General features: G+C 62.1%; 16 protein-coding genes. 15 read left to right on the top strand and 1 reads right to left on the bottom strand.

Going from position 1 to position 20384, the window contains the following annotated elements; all coding sequences use genetic code 11:
• Positions 1-177: 177 nt before the first annotated feature.
• From RGR602_RS16195 to RGR602_RS16265, 15 genes are all read left to right on the top strand, one after another.
• Positions 178-984, top strand: coding sequence for a pseudouridine synthase (locus RGR602_RS16195; protein WP_039845940.1), 807 nt, complete (start codon positions 178-180; stop codon positions 982-984).
• Between the two features lie 14 nt (positions 985-998).
• Positions 999-1685 carry a phosphoribosyltransferase gene (locus RGR602_RS16200; RefSeq protein WP_039846958.1) on the top strand — a complete coding sequence of 229 codons (687 nt, stop codon included), beginning with the start codon at positions 999-1001 and terminating at the stop codon, positions 1683-1685.
• 102 nt (positions 1686-1787) lie between these two features.
• Positions 1788-3533 carry an SLC13 family permease gene (locus RGR602_RS16205; protein ID WP_039845941.1) on the top strand — a complete coding sequence of 582 codons (1746 nt, stop codon included), beginning with the start codon at positions 1788-1790 and terminating at the stop codon, positions 3531-3533.
• A 74-nt stretch (positions 3534-3607) separates the two neighbouring features.
• Positions 3608-4552, top strand: coding sequence for a phosphoribosylaminoimidazolesuccinocarboxamide synthase (locus RGR602_RS16210; protein ID WP_039845942.1), 945 nt, complete (start codon positions 3608-3610; stop codon positions 4550-4552).
• 109 nt (positions 4553-4661) lie between these two features.
• Positions 4662-5264 (top strand): TetR family transcriptional regulator, encoded by a 603-nt coding sequence (locus RGR602_RS16215; RefSeq protein ID WP_039845943.1) that lies wholly within the window; start codon positions 4662-4664, stop codon positions 5262-5264.
• A 157-nt stretch (positions 5265-5421) separates the two neighbouring features.
• Positions 5422-6642, top strand: a complete 1221-nt coding sequence (locus RGR602_RS16220) for an efflux RND transporter periplasmic adaptor subunit (protein WP_039845944.1) — start codon at positions 5422-5424, stop codon at positions 6640-6642.
• Positions 6643-6689: 47 nt separating this feature from the next.
• A complete protein-coding gene (locus RGR602_RS16225; protein WP_039845945.1) occupies positions 6690-9794 on the top strand; it encodes an efflux RND transporter permease subunit in 3105 nt (1034 codons plus the stop codon).
• A gap of 159 nt (positions 9795-9953) precedes the next feature.
• A complete protein-coding gene (locus tag RGR602_RS16230) occupies positions 9954-11396 on the top strand; it encodes an efflux transporter outer membrane subunit (RefSeq protein ID WP_039845946.1) in 1443 nt (480 codons plus the stop codon).
• A gap of 163 nt (positions 11397-11559) precedes the next feature.
• Positions 11560-12603 carry a LacI family DNA-binding transcriptional regulator gene (locus RGR602_RS16235; RefSeq protein ID WP_039845947.1) on the top strand — a complete coding sequence of 348 codons (1044 nt, stop codon included), beginning with the start codon at positions 11560-11562 and terminating at the stop codon, positions 12601-12603.
• A 1-nt stretch (position 12604) separates the two neighbouring features.
• Positions 12605-13627: an ABC transporter substrate-binding protein gene (locus RGR602_RS16240; protein ID WP_039845948.1), complete on the top strand. Its 1023-nt coding sequence runs from the start codon at positions 12605-12607 to the stop codon at positions 13625-13627.
• Between the two features lie 66 nt (positions 13628-13693).
• Positions 13694-14521, top strand: coding sequence for an ABC transporter permease (locus RGR602_RS16245; protein WP_039845949.1), 828 nt, complete (start codon positions 13694-13696; stop codon positions 14519-14521).
• Positions 14518-15297 (top strand): ABC transporter permease, encoded by a 780-nt coding sequence (locus RGR602_RS16250; protein WP_039845950.1) that lies wholly within the window; start codon positions 14518-14520, stop codon positions 15295-15297. The genes RGR602_RS16245 and RGR602_RS16250 overlap by 4 nt, the downstream gene beginning before the upstream one ends.
• A complete protein-coding gene (locus tag RGR602_RS16255; RefSeq protein WP_039845951.1) occupies positions 15290-16312 on the top strand; it encodes an ABC transporter ATP-binding protein in 1023 nt (340 codons plus the stop codon). The genes RGR602_RS16250 and RGR602_RS16255 overlap by 8 nt, the downstream gene beginning before the upstream one ends.
• A 4-nt stretch (positions 16313-16316) precedes the next feature.
• A complete protein-coding gene (locus RGR602_RS16260) occupies positions 16317-17234 on the top strand; it encodes a nucleoside hydrolase (protein WP_039845952.1) in 918 nt (305 codons plus the stop codon).
• Positions 17231-19018: an adenine deaminase gene (locus RGR602_RS16265; RefSeq protein WP_039845953.1), complete on the top strand. Its 1788-nt coding sequence runs from the start codon at positions 17231-17233 to the stop codon at positions 19016-19018. Before RGR602_RS16260 ends, RGR602_RS16265 begins: the two co-directional genes overlap by 4 nt.
• Positions 19019-19169: 151 nt before the next feature.
• Here RGR602_RS16265 and RGR602_RS16270 read toward each other — a convergent pair whose 3' ends face one another.
• Complete coding sequence (locus RGR602_RS16270; RefSeq protein WP_039845954.1) at positions 19170-20345, bottom strand: M20 aminoacylase family protein; 1176 nt, start codon at positions 20343-20345, stop codon at positions 19170-19172.
• Positions 20346-20384 lie beyond the last annotated feature (39 nt).

Genomic DNA, 20384 nt, shown 5'->3' on the forward strand with positions numbered 1-20384 from the left:
GTCCGGCAGGTTTCAACTATATCAGTAACGGAGCCGCCGGCGCGGTCGGCCCTGTTCGGCTGCCATTCAGCGCGCTCCCCTGCCCCCATTATTCCATTGAGTTGTCGCCGCCTTTGCTGGCATCCGTCTGCCGTTCATGTAAAGAATGCGGCATTGCAACCAGGTAAGGACGGCTGAGTGGGAGAGCGGCGCCAACCGCAGAAATTGCGTGAACGCGAGAAAGCCGGCGCGGATGCCGGGGGCAAGCGGGTCACCCTGCCGCGTGCTCTTTCGAAGCTCGGCTATTGTTCCCGCACCCAGGCCGAACGCCTGATCGCCGACGGCCGTGTTGCGGTCGACGGGCGGATTATCCGGAATCTCGACGCCTGGGTCGATCTCCAATCGGCAAAGCTTGCGGTCGACGGCGCAATGATCGCCGCCGAGGCGAAAATCTACCTGATGTTGAATAAGCCGCGCGGGCTGCTGACGACCCGGCACGATCCGGAAGAGCGTCCGACGGTCTATGACTGTCTCAAGGAATTCGACATTCCGCATCTCTCACCGGTCGGCCGGCTCGACAAGGCAAGCGAGGGCCTGCTGCTGTTTACGAACGATACCGAGTTCGCGCAGACCCTGCTCGATCCGATCACCCATGTGACCAAGACCTATCATGTGCAGGTCAACCGCGTCATGGATGCGGAATCGCTGGCCGAAATGACATACGGGATCCGGCACGACGGCGAAGTGCTGGCAGCGACGGCCGCACGGCTCTTGCGAAGCGGCGACCGCAACTCCTGGATCGAGGTGGAACTCGACGAAGGCCGTAACCGGCAGATCCGCCGCATGCTCGAAGCCACCGGTGCCGAGTGCCTGCGGCTGGTGCGGGTTGCAATCGGCGGACTTAAGCTTGGAGAGCTGCCGAAAGGCTCGGTGCGCGCACTGACAGAGGCGGAGCTACGCGACCTGAAGCGGCGGACGGGCATGGAAAGGACTGGGCGGAATTGATGCAGAACGACACTATCGCGCCGCATGACTTCTGGCAGGAGCTCCATCCCCCGGGCAGCTTTCCGGCAGATGGCGATTTTACCTCGTTCTATGTCGCGGAACTGCAGGACCGCCGCCAGCTTCGTCTGCCGATCCGGGTGCTTGCCGACAGCGAACACGCGCTCGCCTCGCTGATCGTCAACCAAGCGAGCTTCGCCGTGCTCGACGCGCTCGCCGGGCAACTGGCGTCAACGATCAGGCACTTTGACATCGATATCGTCGCAGGCCTGCCGACGCTCGGCTTGACGCTTGCTGCAGCAGTCGCCCAGAAGCTCGGTCACGCGCGCTACGTGCCCTTGGGCACCTCCCGGAAATTCTGGTACCGCAACGACCTTTCCGTAGCCCTGTCGTCGATCACGACGCCGGAGCAGCAGAAGCGTCTTTATATAGACCCGCGCATGCTGCCGCTGCTTCGGGGCCGCCGTGTCGCGCTGATCGACGATGTCATTTCTAGCGGCAGTTCCATCGTCGCGGGCCTGCATTTGATGACGGCCTGCGATATCGAGCCTGTCGTCATCGCCGCGGCGATGCTGCAATCCGAACGCTGGAAGGAAAAGCTCGCCGCTGAAGGCACCCAATGGCCCGACCGCACCGTTGGCGTCTTCGCGACACCGATACTCGAAAGAACGGCGGAGGGCCGTTGGAGCGCTCCCACTGCCTGACCTCGCACAATATGAGGATTGTTCGATCTTTCCCCGCGCCCTCCCTATACAGCCCTGTCCGGATGGCTACATTCCGCTGACGGTTGAAACGCGAGCCCGCCCATGACGTTCGAGCAAGCATCCCTGCTGATCCTTCTCTCGGCAATGCTCGTTCTGTTCTCCCTGAACCGTATCCGCATCGAGGTCGTGGCAATCGGGGGCCTGCTTGCCGGGTATCTGCTCCGACTTTATCCAGCCGAACAGGTCTTTTCCGGTTTCGCGAGTCCCGTCGTCATTACCGTGGTCGAGATTCTACTGATCGTCCAGGTGCTCGCCCGGGCAAAACTGTTTGACAGCCTCGCCGCACGTTTTGCAGCCGCCGAATTGTCTGGCTTCACGGTTATCGCCAGTCTTTCGGCGGTCACCGGCCTCGTCTCGATCTTCATGAATAATATCGGCGCCTTCGCGATCATGCTGCCTGCATCGCTGCGCATCAGCAGCGTCATGAATATCCCCCGGCGCCAACTCGTCATGCCGATTTCGTTTGCGGCACTTCTCGGCGGTCTCGTCTCGCTGATTGGAACGCCGGCCAATCTGCTGGTCAGCGATGCATTGGCCAAGGCAACGGGCTCCGGCTTTCAATTTTTCGATTTCGCCTATGTCGGCCTTCCTGTCGCCATCGCCGGAATTCTGCTGATGGCCGCTCTCGTTCCGCACCTTTTTCCCGAAACGGACGACCAACCTGCCGATGCGGCGCCAGCCCGAAGGCGCATCGTGACGGAGCGGCGCATTCCTGAGGGTTCGCCGCTCGCCGGCGTACGCCTTCTCGATTGCTCCAGCCTCTTTGAAATCCAGCCGCACGCATTGATCCGCAACGGCCGGTTCCTCTTTGGCCCGCTCGATCAGTCGACGATCGAGGCAGGCGATAGCTTGCTTGCCGAAGGCGCCGATGCAGTTTTTGCCGGTCTCGCCGCCTCGGCTGCCCTCGTTCCAGAAGCTCATCCGAATGGGCTGCAGGCGGATTTTTCCCGCATCGAGGCCGTCGTCATGCCGGAGAGTACGCTGGTCGGCTCGCGAATCCGCTCGTTGGAGGTCTTTAAGAGCCGAAGCGTCAGGGTTGCCGCTCTCTCCATGCGGTCACCACGGATCGAAGGCCGCTTCGAGGACTTGCAGCTCTCGATCGGCGATATCCTTGTGCTCGAAGGCCCGCGCGAGGCGGTCGCTGAAGCGCTTGAGGAATGCGAATGCCTGCCGCTCGCCTCCCAGCCTGCAGACGAAGCGACGTCGAATGCGTGGCAGCCCCTCCTGATCTTCGCTGCTGGCGTGACGCTTTCCGCTGTCGGGCCGGTCCGCCCGGAGATCGCATTTGCGGCTGTCGTACTCGTTCTTGCGCTGATGGGCTATCTCAACATCCGCCAGGCCATGGCGGACATCAACTGGCCGATCATCATCATGCTGGCCGCGATGATCCCGATCGGCTCGGCTGTTGCCGCAACAGGCACGGCCCAGCTGGTCGCCGATTGGCTGAGCCTGCTCGTGCCGATATCCATGCCGCTTGCCGGTATCGCACTCCTGCTCTTCATCGCCATGGCGCTTACGCCATTCGTCAACAACGCAACAGTGGCAATTGTGCTCAGTCCCGTTGCGCTGGAATTTGCGGAGGCGGCACACCAAGCCCCGGCCGCCTACCTGATTGCCGTTGCCGCCGGCGCATCGCTCGATTTCCTCACGCCGTTCGGCCACCACAACAATACGCTGGCGATGAGCATCGGCAGTTACCGCGTCTCCGACTTCCTGCGCGCCGGCAGTCCGCTTTCGTTTGCTTCCTATTTTCTGACCGTTCTTCTGGTCGCCCTGATCTGGCTTTGAAAGCCATTTGCTTGACATCCCCTGCAATGGAACTAGAGCAAGGTGAAACCCCGCGACAAAGGACTATCGAGCCCGTGCGAATTCTTTCCGAAGCCCATTTCCCCGAACTGCCGAACTATTACCGCGGCAAGGTGCGCGAGAATTACGATCTTCCGGATGGCAGCCGCATCATCATCAGCACCGACCGCCTCAGCGCTTTCGACCGCATCCTGACCTGCATCCCATATAAGGGCCAGGTGCTGACGCAGACGGCGCGCTACTGGTTCGAAGCGACCAAGGATATCTGCCCGAACCACGTCATTGCGTATCCGGACCCGAATGTGGTCATCGGCAAGCGGCTCGACATTCTGCCCGTCGAGGTCGTCGTCCGCGGCTATCTGGCCGGCACCACTGGCACGTCCATCCTCACTCTTTATAAGAAGGGCGAGCGAGAAATGTACGGCATGCGCCTGCCCGACGGCATGCGCGACAACCAGCGCCTGCCCGAGCCGGTGATCACGCCGACCAGCAAGGAATTCGACGGCGGCCATGACGAGCCGCTGACGCCTGACGAGATCGTCAGCCGCGGGCTGCTGACAGCGCAACAGTGGGCAACGCTTTCGAGATACGCGCTTGCGCTTTTCGCGCGCGGCCAGGAAATGGCTGCGAAACGCGGCCTCATCCTTGTCGACACCAAATACGAATTCGGAACCGACAAGGACGGCAATATTATTCTCGCCGACGAAATCCACACGCCGGACAGCAGCCGCTACTGGCTCGCAGATAGCTATCAGCAGTCCTTCGAAGCCGGCACGCGCCCCGCAAGCTTCGACAAGGACTTCGTCCGTGCCTGGGTCGCCGAGCGTTGCGATCCCTACAAGGACGAGATCCCCGAGATCCCGGTCGAATTGGTCGAGCAGACATCGAAGGTTTATATCAGGGCCTACGAGGCGATTACGGCCCAATCTTTCGTGCCGGATGACGGCGGCGAAACCCCGGTTGCCCGTGTTCGAAGCAACCTTGCGCGCTACTTCCCTTAATAATCCGGAACGAACCGCCCGAAAGCTGCTCTCGGCTTGCGGGACTTCGCCGGAAGGCGTTAGCATGTGCAAGGAAGGGGTGCCGGCCGGAAGGCCGGCGGGGGAACGAATGGCACGAAGGCCGCGGCGCAAGGCCGAGGAAACGCGGGAAGACATTCTGTCGATGGCCGAGTTGCTGTTTCGCCAGCGCGGTTTCGTCGCTGTATCGATCGCCGACATCGCCTCCTCCCTCGGTATGTCGCCGGCCAATGTCTTCAAGCATTTTCATTCGAAAGTGGCGCTCGTCGATGCCATTGCCGAACGGCATCTCGGCAGCGCCACCGAGCGCTTTGGCTCCTTCGACCGAAACCTCCCGCCGAAGGAGCAACTGCTGCGTTTCGTGCTTCGGCTTCTCGACAGCCACCTCAACGACATTCAGGAAAATCCCTACATCTTCGAAATGGTGCTGACGACAGTCCAGGCCAAGCTCGAAGCGGGTAATCGCTACCGCGAGCGAATCGAGCAGCAACTCGAAGAAATCATTCGCGAGGGGGTTAGCGCAGATCATTATAAATGTTCCGATCCGCGCCGCGCCGCTCATACCGTTGCCGATGTTCTTGCATCGGTCTTGCACCCCGTGCTGATCGCCCGTGACGATAAGGATACACTCGTGCGCAGGGCAGAGGAGATCGTCTGTTTTGTAGATACTGCACTGCAAAATAGCGCTTGCTAAGTGACGATCATTGAATTACGTCACTTCGCAGATCTTTTCTTAAGTTCGGATCGAAGGGGTATTTGAATCCCGCTAATCACGCTCCTTATAGGGATGCAGCGCTCCTCGCCGGAGCCGGTGATCCGATCCGCAAATGCCAACCGCGAGGGAATTCAGCATGATACGGCGTGGCTTCATCATTTCTTCAGCTTTGGTGCTGGGCGGATTGCTTACTGCCTGCAGCGACAGCGGCAACAACCAGGCCGGCGGCGCAGGTGCGCCCGGAGCGGCGGCTCAGCAGGCAGCCCCGGTCGGTGTCGTGCAGCTGAAGAAGGATACGTTCCCGGTCACGACAATCCTTCCGGGCCGGGCCGAGGCCTATCAGACGGCCGATATTCGTCCGCAGGTCAGCGGCATCATCCGTGAAATCGCCTTCAGAGAAGGCAGCGAGGTGAAAAAGGGCGACCTCCTCTATCAGATCGAAGACGCGCCTTATGTTGCAACCGTCGAACAGGCCAAGGCGGCAATCGCCAAGGCCGAAGCCAGCGTGCCGAGCGCGCAGAGTAATTTCGACCGCTACCAGCGCCTGGTCGGCAGCGGCGCGACACAGATTGAATTCGAAACGGCAAAGACCACCCTTCTCCAGGCTCACGCTGAGGTCGAATCGGCCAAGGCCACCCTTGCCTCCGCGCAAATCGATCTCGACCACACGAAGATCATCGCGCCGTTCGACGGCGTCATCGACGAGACGGCCTACAATGTGGGCAACGTGGTGGCCGCCAATCAGACAACGGCGCTGACGACGATCCGCCAGCTTGACCCGATCTATGTTTCGCTGACTGAATCGAGCACCAATCTTCTCAGGCTCCGTGATGCCTTGGCATCTGGCACCGTTCGGGGTGAAGGCGCCGATGTCGCCTTCCGGCTCATCCTGGAAAACGGCAAGGAATACGCCCAGAAGGGCAAGCTGGACATGTCGAAGCAGATCGTCAGCGAGACGACGGGCACCTTCATCATCCGCGTGCTCTTCCCGAATCCGGATCTCGTCATTTTGCCAGGCATGTATGTGCGCGCGACCGTCGAACTTGGCGCCGAGGTCGGTTATGCGCTGCCGCAACTCGCCACCAGCCGCGACGCGACCGGGCGTCTGACGGCGCAGTTCATCTCCGCTGATGGCAAAGTCGAGACACGTGTCTTCGAAAACGCCTCGCCCTCCAACAATTCCTGGCTCGTGACCGACGGCGTGAAGGATGGCGATCAGCTGATCGTCAGCGGTCTGCAGTCGATCGCGCCCGGCATGCCGGTTACGCCCGTCCCCATGAAGATCAATGAAAGCGGCGTGGTCGTGGCTGCCGAGCAGGCAGCGGCCGGTGGCGCGCAGAAGCCGGCCGCGCAGTAGGACGCGCCCGCTTTTAATATTGATCCAAGCCGCACAGGAATAATTTGATGGCCAAGTTTTTCATCCGACGCCCGATTTTTGCCTGGGTCATTGCGATTTCCATCATGCTCGCAGGCCTGCTCGGCATCTTCACGCTGTCGATCTCGCAGTATCCGGACATCGCACCCACCACGGTGCGTATCAACGCCACCTATCGCGGCGCGAGCGCTGAAACCGTAGAGAAATCGGTGACGACGATCATAGAAGACGGCATGACCGGCCTTGATGACCTCACCTACATGACCTCGACCTCGTCTACCGGTTCGGCCAGCATCTCGCTGACGTTTGGAACAAGCGTCGACCCGGACATCGCCCAGGTGCAGGTCCAGAACAAGCTGCAGCTCGTTCAATCGCAGCTTCCCGATGACGTCATCGATGCCGGCATCAGCGTCACGCGATCGACTTCCAGTATCCTTTTGGTCGGCTCGCTGGTTTCGACCGACGGCAAGCGGAACTCCGTCGACCTCGGCAACATCCTGTCTAATCAGATCGAAGATCAGATCCAGCGTCTCGAAGGTGTCGGCAGCATCAATATTTTCGGTTCGGGTTACGCCATGCGCGTCTGGCTCGATCCCTTCAAGCTGCAGAAGTATCAGCTGACGCCAAGCGACGTCACCTCGGCTATCGAGGCCCAGAATACCCAGGTCTCGGTTGGCTCGCTCGGCGCACAGCCGCTCGTCGAGGGCCAGCAGCTGAACGTCACGATCACCGCGCAGAGCCAGCTGACGACGGTCGCGGACTTCGAGCGGATCATTCTGAAAGTGGAAAAGGACGGCTCGACGGTCCGCCTCAGCGACGTCTCGCGCATCGAAATCGGCCAGGAAAGCTACGGCGGCTCTTCGCGCTACAATGGCCAGCCCTCGAGCGGCTTTGCCGTCAACCTCGCGATCGGCGCCAACGCCATCGATACCGCGGAGCGCGTTCGCTCGGCGCTCGACACGATCGGACGCGGCCTGCCGGAAGGCGTGGATATCACCTATCCTTACGACACGACGCCCTTCGTCGAACTGTCGATCGAGAAGGTCGTCCATACCCTCATCGAAGCGATCGTTCTCGTCTTCGTGGTTCTTCTTGTCTTCCTGCAGAACCTGCGTGCGACGCTGATCCCGACCATCGCCGTGCCGGTGGTCCTGCTTGGAACCTTCGGCATTCTCGCGGCAACGGGATATTCGATCAACACGCTGACCATGTTCGCCATGGTTCTCGCAATCGGCCTCCTCGTCGATGACGCTATCGTCGTTGTCGAGAACGTCGAGCGCATCATGTCGGAAGAAAAGCTGTCACCGCTTGAGGCGACCGAGAAGTCGATGGGCGAAATCACCGGCGCCATCGTCGGCATCGCGCTGGTTCTGACCGCCGTCTTCATTCCGATGGCCTTTTTCGGCGGTTCGACCGGCATCATCTACCGTCAGTTCTCTATCACCATCGTTTCGGCCATGCTGCTTTCGGCCCTTGTCGCCATCGTGCTGACGCCGGCACTGTGCGCGAGCATGCTGAAACCGGTCAGCGAACACAGGAAGCACCGCGTCGGCGACTGGTTCAACCGCAACTTCACGCGCTCGACCAATGGCTACGTCCGCACCATCGGCTACCTGTTGAAGCGTCCGATCCGGGTCATGCTGGTGTTCCTGCTCGTCGGCGCCGGTTGCGCCTATCTGTTCACGCGCCTGCCGAGTTCGTTCCTGCCGCAGGAAGACCAGGGCGTTCTGCTGACGATCGTCACCACGCCGCCCGGATCGACCACGCAACAGACCCAGGCGGTCGTCGAGAAGGTCGAAAAATATTATCGCGAAAACGAGAAGGACTCCGTCGATTCGGTCTTCGGCGCCCTTGGCTTCAGCTTCAACGGCTCCGGCCAAAACAGCGCGATCGTCTTCACCAAGCTCAAGGACTTCTCGCTTCGTACCGATCCCAATCAGCACGCGCAGGCGATCGTGACGCGGGCTCTCAAGACCTTCTTCACCTTCCGCGAAGCGCAGGTCTTCGCTTTGCTGCCGCCGGCGATACAGGGTCTCGGCGTGTCCAGCGGCTTCTCGATGTACCTCGTCGATACCGGCGGACACGGCACGGCTGCGCTCGACACCGCCTCCAAGCGGCTGATCCAGATGGCCAATGCCAGCGGCAAGGTGGTCGCCCTTCGCAATAACAACAAGGAGGTCGAGCCGCAGATGCGGATCGTCATCGACCAGGAGAAGATCGGCGCCATGGGCGTTGATATCTCTGCGGTCAATGCGATGCTTTCTGTCATCTTCACAGGCCGCGACGTCAATGACTTCACGCTGAACGGCGAGATCAAGCCGGTCTACGTGCAGGGCGATGCGCCCTTCCGAATGCAGCCGACTGACCTCGACCACTGGTATGCCCGCAACTCTTCCGGCGAGATGGTTCCCTTCTCCGCCTTCACCACGACGGAATGGGTCAAGGGTGCCCCGACGCTTGCCCGCTTCAACGCGGTCAGCGCGATCCCGCTCGACGGCGCTTCGGCGCCGGGCGTCAGCTCCGGCGACGCCATGAACGAGATGGAGGCCCTGACCGCACAGCTCGGCGGCGGCTATACGGTCGCCTGGCAGGGCATTTCCTATCAGGAGCGGCTCTCGGGTTCGCAGGCACCGATGCTTTACGCAATTTCGGTGCTCGTCGTCTTCCTTTGCCTTGCAGCACTCTACGAAAGCTGGTCGATCCCGTTCTCGGTGATCATGGCGGTGCCGGTCGGCGTGCTCGGTGCGCTCATGGCTGCGACCCTCTTCGGGCAGGCGAACGACGTCTACTTCAAGGTCGGTCTTCTGACGACCATAGGTCTTGCGGCGAAGAACGCGATTCTGATCGTCGAGTTCGCCAAGGACCGGATGGAGACCGGAATGGGAGTCTTCGGGGCGACTCTGGAAGCGGCAAGGCTGCGTTTGCGCCCGATCATCATGACATCGCTTGCCTTCATTTTGGGCGTCGTGCCTCTTGCCGTCGCCACTGGCGCAGGCTCCGCAGCCCAGAACGCAATCGGCATCGGTGTCCTCGGCGGCATGCTTGCGGCGACTGCGCTCGGGATTTTCTTCGTGCCGTCCTTCTTCGTCGTCATCCGACGCGTATTCTCCCGCCGCAAGAAAATTGTGGCGTGAGTGTGATAAAAATACACTGCCAGAATGAATGACTCATTGATACATTGCCCGCGGACTGCTTCGGCATTGGTGTATCTCGTTGGGACGAAGCGCGGCCGACGGCAAAGCATGATGCTTTTGGCAAGAATTTAGACTTGGTCGAGTTACAGGAAGAAATGAATGATATCTCTTCGTATTGCTACACCGGCACTATTGCTGTTGCTGGCGGGCTGCGTGAGCGGACCGGACCACAAGCCTCCGGAGATGCCGCTGCCGGCGAAATTCGGTGAGGGCAGCACCAAGAATATCGGTGATGTTGCGACGGTGGCCTGGTGGTCGGCCTTTCGCGACAGGCAGCTCGACAGCCTGGTGGCGCGCGGTATCGATCAGAACCTCGACGTGCTGCAGGCGATGGAGCGCATTAATTCGGCGTCCTCGAATGTGACAGTTGCCGGGGCCGGCTCGCTGCCGAGCCTGGTGGTCGGCGCCTCGCACACGGTGTCGGGCCAGATGGGCTCGGAGCGCACCCGGATAGGTGCTACCAACACCACTGGCGGCGAGGCCAATGTCTCCTGGCTGCTCGATCTCTTCGGCCAGTACCGCCGCTCCAAGGAAAGCGCGCTTGCCTCGCTCGATTCGGCCTATGCCAGCGCCGACGTGGCCCGGCTTGCCTTCCTGCAGGATCTCGTCTCGACCTATATCGACGCCCGCTTCTACCAGGAGCGCATTGCGCTGTCGAAGGCCAACCTGCAATCGCGCCGGGAGACCTTCGACCTCACCAAGTTCCAGCTGGAAGCCGGTGCCGCCTCCAGGCTCGACGTCGTCCAGGCCGAGGGCCTGGTGCAGTCGACGCAGGCCGAAATCCCCGGTCTGGAAACCAACTTCCGCGTCTCGGCGCATCACATCGCCACGCTGCTCGGCCTGCCGGCCTCCTCGCTGATGGCCGAACTGCAGAAAGGGGCCGCCCAGCCGGTCTACCGTGCCGGCATCATCTCCGGTGTCCCGGCCGACCTGATCCGCAACCGTCCAGACATCCGCGTGGCCGAGCGCAATCTGGCAGCGGCGACCGCCAATATCGGCGTCGCCCAATCGCAGCTTTATCCGTCGATCGCACTGTCCGGCTCGATCTCGCCGACCTGGGTCAACCCGGCCGGTGGCAGCGGCGGCGGCCTGACCACATGGTCCTTCGGCCCGACGCTCAACCTGCCGATCTTCGACGGCGGCCGCCTGCGCGCCAATGTCGACATTGCCAAGTCGGACGCCAAGACCGCCTATCTCGCCTGGAAGGCCGCGGTGCTCAACGCCGTCGAGGAGGTGGAGAACGCGCTGTCGGCGGTGCGCCGCGACGCCCAGACGGTGGAAGCGCTGCGCGCCCAGGTCAAGACGACGCAGGAATCGCTTGAACTGTCGACGGCAAGCTACAAGGACGGCGCCTCCTCGCTGCTCGACGTGCTCGACGCCCAGCGCCAGGTGTCGCTGGCCCAGGCGAGCCTGGCAGCCGCCGTGCAGCAGATGGCCAGGGACTACGTCTCCCTCAACGTCGCCATCGGCGGCGGCTATGCCCCGGGCGGCAAGGTCAACTCTGTCTCCGCCACAGTGGCAAAAGGCCCAACAAAGAGCTGATAAAGCTATCTCTATGAATGAAAAAAGCCCCGGCAACGGGGCTTTTTTTATTGCTTCTCGAAAAATCCCGTGTGCAACACGCCCATCCCACAAAATGGATTCGACAAGCCGGTGCGCTTCGGGTACGCGTGATTAAACGATTAATCAAACGCATTATGAAATCATGGCTCAGTTGCGCCCGGTACCGAACCTCAGCAGGATTGCGACGTCGCTTGGCGTGTCGGTCGCAACGGTGTCGAACGCGCTTTCGGGCAAGGGGCGCGTCTCGGAGCAGCTCGTCGGAAAGATCAGGGAACATGCCGCGGAGCTCGGATATATTCCAAGCCAGGCGGGTCGGGCGCTTCGCACCGGCCGAAGCGGCGTGCTCGGCCTCGTTCTCCCCGACATCGCAAACCCCCTCTTTCCTAAGATTGCGCAGGCGATTGAATTCGCCGCCGCCTCTGCCGGTTACGGCGTACTGATCGCCGACTCGCGCGGCAATGTCTCGGCGCAGACCGAAGCAATCAACCGGCTGGTCGAACGCGGCGTCGACGGTATGGTGATCGTGCCCCGCCGCGCAACGCGCATATCCGCGGCAAGCTGCCCAGTTGCCGTCATCGACACGGCATCGACCCCCGGCAACACGGTTGCAGCCGATCACTGGCAGGGTGGCGAACTGATTGCCGCTCACCTCGCTGATCTCGGCCACAAGCGAATCCTCATCATCGGCAACAATCCGGAATCGAACGTGCAGAACGATCGGGCGAGCGGCATCCGTTCGGGCCTTTGTCCGGGCATGAGCGCCGAAACGCTCTGGATCGAAAAACTTGAACATCAGGCTGGCAGCGGCTGCCCGCTCGGTCTTGCAAGAAAGGTCGAGGAGGGCTTCAGCGCCTTTGCCGCCTTGTCCGACCTTCAGGCGCTGCGGGTGCTCACGGAGCTGCAGCGCGACGGCGTCGATGTGCCTGCCGAGGCCAGCGTCACCGGTTTTGACGACCTCATCTGGTCTGCGGTCGTGACGCCTGCGCTTACCACGGTGAAGATGGACATGGACGCCATTGCCGAAATCGCCGTATCGGCCTTGCTTGACAGCATAAACACAGGTCGCACCAGGGAGGGCGCACTCGTGACCGCGCAGAATGATCGCGTGCCCATGCAACTGATCATCCGCCAATCGTCCGGGCCGGCAAAGCCGGTTCAAGAAAACCTGCAGATGGAGAACTCATGACATGAAGACATCCCTCATCGCATCGGCAGCGCTGCTCGCGCTTATCCCGCTCGGCGCCGTGGCGCAGGATCGCACTCTGACTATTTCCGTCTATGCCTTTGCGCAGGACGACTTCAAGACGCTGGTCTATGATCCCTTCGAAAAGCAATGTGGCTGCAAGCTCGTCGTCGAGACGGGCAACAGCGTCGAACGCCTCGCCAAGATGGAGGCGAACAAGGCAAATCCGGTTGTCGACATGGCTGTCGTCTCGATGGCGGATGCGCTGTCGGCCTCCCGCAAGGGGCTGGTGGAAAAGATCGATCCGTCCAAGCTTACCAACTTCGGCAAGCTCTACGATCTCGCCAAGGACCCGAACGGCGACGGCATGAGCGTCGGATACACGTTCTATGCCACGTCTATCGCCTACCGCTCGGACAAGATGAAGATCGAGTCCTGGGCCGATCTCCTGAAGCCGGAGTATGTCGGCCACGTCGCCTTTCCGAACGTGACCACCAACCAGGGACCGCCGGCGCTCTACATGCTCGGCCTCGCACTCGGCAAGGATACGCCCGACCTCAAGGGACCGATCGAAGCCGTCGGCGAAAAGAAGGATGACATCGTCACCTTCTACGAGAAGTCCTCGCAGCTGATACAGCTCATGCAGCAAGAGGAAATCTGGGCCGCGCCGATCGGCCGTTTCTCCTGGGCTGGCTTCACCAAGCTCGACCTTCCGGTCACCTGGGCGACACCGAAGGAAGGCCAGACCGGCGGTATGAATGTCATGGTCGTGACCAAAGGCTCGAAGAATCAGGATCTGGCGCTGCAGTTCATGGATTTCTGGCTCTCGACCGACATCCAGACGAAACTCGCCGAAAAGCTGATCGATAGTCCCGCAAACAAGGACGTGAAGGTTTCCGAGGCCGCCGCCAACAACCTCACTTACGGCGAGGACACAGCCAAGAGCCTCAAGCTCATTCCGTCCGCAGCAGCGCTCGACAATCGCGACGCATGGCTTTCGGAATGGAACGACAAGGTCGGCCAGTAAGGCGCCCATTACCCGGTTCCGGCTTGCCGGGACCGCCCATTCCGCCGCCATACCGAAAGGCGCATCATGTTTCAGAACCGAGCGGAAGCCTTGGCGCTTGCCCTGCCCGCAGCGGTCTTTGCAGCCGTGGTTTTTCTGCTCCCCGTTGCCATCCTGCTTTCGGAAGGCTTTCGCCTGGAAGGCGCCTGGACGCTTTCCGCCTATGGCGACTTCTTCTCCGGGACGCTGAACCGCACCGTCTTCATCCGCACCTTCAAGCTTGGTCTTGAGGTGACGGCCGTTTCGGCGATCATCGGCTATGCCGCAGCTTTCGCCATCGTCAACCTGCCGCCCAAGGGCAAGGGCCGGATGATCGGCCTGGTTACCCTGCCGCTGATGATCTCGCCCGTTGCCCGTACCTATGCCTGGATCGTCATCCTCGGCCGCACCGGCATCGTCAACCAGGCGCTGACCGGCATGGGCCTCAGCGACGGACCGCTACGCCTTCTCTTTACTGAAACGGCCGTGTTCATCGGCCTGCTGCAGCTCTTCTTGCCCCTGATGATCCTTTCATTGATCAGCGCGCTCGAAAATATGCCGAAGGATGCGATCCCGGCGGCGCGCGTGCTCGGCGCCAACTGGTTCCAGGTTTTCTGGAAGGTCATCCTGCCGCTCACCCGCGAGGGCCTCGTCGTCGGCGGCACGCTCGTCTTTACCGGCTCGCTGACGGCCTATATCACGCCCGCCGTGCTTGGCGGTTCCAAGGTGCTGATGCTCGAAACGCTGCTCTACCAGCAGGTCTCCGTCGCCAACAACTTCGTTTCCGCAAGCGTCATCGCCTTCATGCTGATCGTTATGAGCTTCGCCGCGAATATTCTGCTGAAGCGCCTGGCAACTGCAAGGAACAAGCGATGACCGCCCGTCTGTTCTCACCGATCGTGCTTTTCCTCGTGCTGGCGTTCCTGATCGGGCCGTTTCTCATCATCATCGCCGCATCGCTTTCGGCCGGCGATACGCTCGCCTTTCCGCCGCAAGGCCTCTCGCTTCGCTGGGTGATCAAGGTCTTCACCATAGAGAGCTTCCGCGACAGCTTTTCGATGTCGATGTTGCTTGCAGTCTTCGGAACGCTCGCCGCCCTCGTGCTCGGCATTCCGGCCGCCTACGCTCTGTCGCGCTATCGGCTGCCCTTCGGTGAAACGGTCCGAACCGTCGTCTCGCTGCCGATCATCGTCCCGGGCATCATCGTCGGCCTCGCATTATTGCGTTACCTCGTCGTGCCCTTCGGCTTCAACATCACGCTGGCGCTCTTCTTCGCCCACACGGCGCTCGTGCTGCCCTATGCCGTGCGCGTCGTCTCCGCAAGCCTCGACAATTTGCGTTCAGACATCGAGGAAGCCGCCGTGCTGCTCGGCTCGTCGCGCCTCGGCGCCTTCTTCCGTGTCGTGATGCCGAATATCCGCGGCGGCATTCTTGCCGCCTTCATCCTCGGCTTCGTCACCAGCTTCAACCAGGTGCCGGTCTCGCTTTTTTTGTCCGGCCCTGGTGTGCGCACGCTGCCAATCGATATGCTGGGCTACATGGAAACCACTTACGACCCGTCGATCGCCGCGCTCTCCTCGCTGCTCGCCTTCCTTTCCATCGGCATCGTCTTCCTCGCCGAACGCTTCCTGGGACTGTCTCGTTATGTCTGATGTCTATCTTCAACTCGATAAGCTGACGCTGGCCTACGGCGATACGGTCGCCGTGAAGGATCTCGACCTGTCGATCGCCAAGGGCGAACTCGTCGCCTTGCTCGGCCCTTCAGGCTGCGGCAAGACGACGACGATGCGCTCCATTGCAGGTCTGCTCGCGCCCGCCTCCGGCCGCATCAATCTCGATGGCGCCGACATCACGCGGGTTTCGGCCAACAAGCGCGCCGTCGGCCTCGTCTTCCAGTCCTACGCGCTCTTCCCGCACCTGACGGTCTATGAGAACGTCGCCTTCGGCCTTCGCCTCAAGGGTATCAACGGACAGACCCTCGATAGCCGCGTCAACGCCGGCATCAAGTCAGTCGGCCTCTCCAGTTTCGCTTCACGCAAACCCGCAGAACTCTCCGGCGGCCAGCAGCAGCGAGTGGCGCTTGCCCGTTCCATGGTCATGGAGCCGAAGGTGCTCCTGCTTGACGAGCCGCTCTCCAACCTCGACGCGCGCCTGCGCCTCGAAATGCGGGCAGAACTGCAGCGCGTGCAAAAGGAAACCGGCGTTACTATGATCTTCGTCACCCACGACCAGGCGGAGGCCCTGGCCCTTGCCGACCGTATCGTGGTCATGCTGAACGGCGGCATAGAGCAGATCGGCACGCCGGAAGAAATCTACAACAAGCCGGTCTCCGCCTTCGTTGCCGATTTCGTCGGCTTCGAGAATGTCTTCAAGCTGCAGAACGGCAGGCTTGTCACGCCGAACGGCGCCATTGAACTTTCCCTTCCCGCTCCGCAGGCGGCAGGGCTGGCCTGGCGGCCGAGCTCGGTCGCGCTTGGTTCCGGTCCTTTCCAGGGCGCCGTGCGCGGCACCTCCTTTGCCGGCAACACGCGCGAATATCTGCTTGATACGCCGCTCGGGCGGGTCAAGGCCGAGGTGGATGCAAGCCTGCCGCCGCACGAAATCGGCGCGTCACTTTCCTTCGACCTACCGCTTGCGGCGGCTGCAACTCTCACGCGCTTCGGGTGACATCATGGGCGTTTGGATTGATACCGATATGGGCTTTGACGACATCGCCGCCATTTTGGTGGTTGATCAGTCCGAGCTCGAGATCGACGGCGTCTCACTCGTCTTCGGCAACACGCCGCTCACCCAGGTGCAGGCAAACGCCGCTGGTGCCATGCAAACCTTCGGCTGGGCATTCCCCATCCACACCGGCCGCGCCCAACCAGTCCTGGGCAAGTACGAGACCGCCCAGGCGATCCTCGGCGATACCGGCATCCCGACGATCGGAAGGGGCCTGCCAGCAGCGGCGCTTGCAATGAGCGACGCCTTCACTGCTCTTTGCCGCTGGCTCGAGGCTGACGGTCCGCGCCGTATCCTGGCGCTTGGCCCGCTGACGAATATCGCGGCCGTGGCGCTCGCGCGTCCGGATCTTTCCGCCCGCATCACCGAACTCACCTGGATGGGCGGCGGCGTCACTGCCGGCAATCATACGGCCTCGGCGGAATTCAACGCCTTTGCCGATCCCGAAGCGCTGGCGATCGTCATCGCCCATGGGATGCCACTGCGCATGGTCGATCTCGACCTCTGCCGCAAAGTGCTCGCCAGACCGGAAGACGCGGAACCCGTGCGCAGCGCAGGCGGCACGAGGGCCGAACTCCTGGCCGACATGTTTGCCGGTTACATCCGCATCGGCACCAGCCGCGGCCGCCCCGCCATGGCGATCTACGATCCGTGCGCCGCCGTGGCCTTCGTGGCGCCGGATGTTGTCAAGTTCCATCCCGCCCGTATCGATGTCGAACTGGGGGGCCGGTTGACCCGCGGCCGCACGGTGGTCGAGACGCGCGACACGCATGCCGCGTTTAACGCCCAGTTCGGCGCCGATATCGACGCCGAGACGGCGCGCACCATCATCCTCGCAACCCTGGTCAACGAGGCCCGCAAATGAACGCAGAACTTGGGAGGGAACCCGCAGACATCACTGATCCGTCGCTGCGCACCCGCGCCGTTGCCGCCGCAAGGGGCGCTGCTCCGTTCGACGCGCTGATCACCAGCGGCAAACTGCTCGACGTGGTCACCGGCCGCTTCCGCGATGCGGATATCGGCCTCGTCGGCCCGCTGATCGCCAGCGTGCACGCGCCGGGCACCCGCACCGACGCCAGCGAACGCATCGATGCCGGCGGCACGTTCGTCACGCCCGGCCTGATCGATACGCACATGCATATCGAAAGCTCGATGGTGACGCCTGCCGAATATACCGCGGCCGTCCTGCCGCGCGGCGTAACGACGATCCTCTGGGATCCGCACGAATTCGCCAATGTGCATGGCCTTGACGGCGTGCGCTGGGCGATCGAGGCTTCCCGCGCTCTGCCTTTGCACATGATCCTGCTGGCCCCGTCTTGCGTTCCTTCGGCACCCGGCCTGGAAATGGCAGGCGCCGACTTTGACGCTTCGGTCATTGCCGGAATGCTGCGCTTGCCGGCACTCGGCGGCGTTGCCGAAGTCATGAACATGCGCGGCGTCATCGACGGCGATCCGCGCATGAACGCCATCGTTCAAGCGGGGCTCGCCTCGGGCAAGCTCGTCTGCGGCCACGCCCGCGGGCTGGAAGGCGCCGATCTCAACGCCTTCATGGCGGCCGGCATCACCTCCGATCACGAGCTGACCTCCGGCGCCGACCTTCTCTCCAAGCTTAGCGCCGGAATGACGATTGAACTCCGCGGCTCGCATGATCACCTCCTTGAGGAATTCGTCCAGACGCTGAATGGCATCGGTCATATGCCGCCAACTGTGACGCTTTGCACAGACGACGTCTTTCCGGATGAACTCGAAAGGGATGGTGCCCTCGACGACGTCATCCGCCGTCTGGTCCGCTACGGCATGAAGCCGGAATGGGCACTCCGCGCTGCGACGTTCAACGCCGCCGAACGCCTGAAACGCAACGACCTCGGCTTGATTGCCGCCGGACGACGCGCAGATATCGTCCTCTTCGAAGACCTGCAGGACTTCAAAGCCCGCACGGTCATCACCAATGGCCGCGTGACGGCGCAGAACGGCAAGCTTATGTCGCCGGTCCATTCGCTCGACTCCGCGCCGCTTACCAATTCCGTTAAGCTTTCGCCGCTAACCGAAGACGATTTCAAAGTGCCGTCGAAGGGCAATCGCGTCCGCATCGCCACGATCGACCGGCCGCGCTTCACGCAATGGGGCAAAGCCGATGCAAAGGTTAAGGACGGTTTCGTCGTTCCACCGCCGGACTGCGCCATGATCGCCGTCGCCCATCGTCACGGCAGGGCGGATGGCCGTCCGCGCACCGGCTTCCTGAAGGGCTGGGGAAAATGGCGCGGCGCTTTCTGCACCACGGTATCCCATGACAGCCATAACCTCACCGCCTTCGGCGGCAATGCGCGCGACATGGCGCTCGCTGCGAACGCCGTCATCGCGGCAGGCGGCGGCATGGCCGTTGCCAGGGATGGTCAGATCGAAGCGATGCTGCCGCTGCCGCTTTCCGGCCTCGTCACCGAAATGTCGCTGAAGGACACCGCCTCGGCCTTCCGCAATATTCGCAAGGCAATGGAAAAGATCGTCGACTGGCAACCGCCCTACCTTGTCTTCAAGGCCTGCTTCGGCGCGACACTCGCCTGCAACACCGGCCCGCATCAGACGGACCGAGGGATTGCGGATGTGTTGACGGGAAAGGTGCTGGAAAGCCCGGTTCTGGAGATTTTGTAGCGGACGCGGGAGCTTGCCGCTCCCCATCCGACCTTCCGGTGAAGTTCTGCCGCTGACAAGAAGAGGAAGGGTTGGGGCATTGCCGCGAACCCCTTCTTTCCTCGGAAAGGAAGGGCTCCGGCAGGCAGATTAAGCAGGAGGCCGCGAGCTCTTATGCCGGGGACGCCAACGCCTGCTCCACCAGCTTCACCCAATACGCCACGCCATAGCCGATCGCCGCATCGTTGAAGTCATAGGCGGTATTATGGTGCAGGGCACCGTCGACGGCGGGGCCATTGCCGAGCCACACGTAGCAGCCCGGGGCATTCTGTGCGAAGAAGGCAAAGTCATCGCCGGCCGTCGAAGGCGGAAAACTGGTGCGCACCTTCTCCCCCAACACCGCCCGTGCAGCAACCAGGGCCTGTTGCGTCGCATCGGCATCGTTGACGACCGGCGGAATGCGCCGCTCGAATTGATAATCCACTGCAATGCCGTACATCGCCGCCGTCCCCTGCGCCAGGCGGCCGATCTCCGCTTCGAGCTGATCGCGCACGTTGGCGCAATAGGCCCGCGCCGTCCCGCCGATCTCGACCGTGTCCGGGATGACGTTGAGTGCCTTCGGGTCGCCCGCCTGCAGCGAACAGGCGCTAACGACGGCGGGCTGCAGCGGATCGACGACGCGGCCGACAATCGTCTGCAGCGAGGCAAGGAAGGTGCCTGCGGCGGTGATTGGGTCGCGCCCGAGATGCGGTTTTGCGCCATGCGTGCCCGTCCCGCGAAAGGTTATGCGCCAGCTATCGGAAGAGGCAAGCTGCGGCCCTTCGACCACTGCAATCTCGTCGACGGCAAGTCCCGGCATATTGTGCAGACCGTAGACGGCATCGCAGGGAAAGAGTTCGAAGAGCCCCTCCTCCACCATCCGCTTCGCGCCGCCTCGCCCTTCCTCCGCCGGCTGGAAGATGAAATGCACGGTGCCCGAAAAGCCCTTGACCGCCGCCAGATGACGTGCGGCGCCGAGCAGCATGGCGGTATGGCCGTCATGCCCGCAGGCATGCATCTTGCCGGCCACGGTCGATTTGTACGACCGCTCGGCAATCTCCGGCATCGCCAGCGCATCCATATCCGCGCGAAGCCCGATCACTCGCGTGCCGCTGCCGGCCTGCAGCGTGCCGACGACGCCCGTACCGCCAAGTCCGCGATGCACCTTGATGCCCGCTTCCTCGAGCAGCTCCGCCACGATGCCGCTCGTGCGCTCCTCCTCGAAGCCAAGCTCGGGATGGGCGTGCAGGTCACGGCGCAGCGATGTGAGAAAAGCCAGATCGTCCTTGATCCGCACGGGGATGTTCATGGGCCTGGATGTCCTGTCATACGAAACGGGCGCCAAAAC

The sequence above is a fragment of the Rhizobium gallicum bv. gallicum R602sp genome (assembly GCF_000816845.1).
In the GTDB taxonomy this organism is placed as follows: domain Bacteria; phylum Pseudomonadota; class Alphaproteobacteria; order Rhizobiales; family Rhizobiaceae; genus Rhizobium; species Rhizobium gallicum.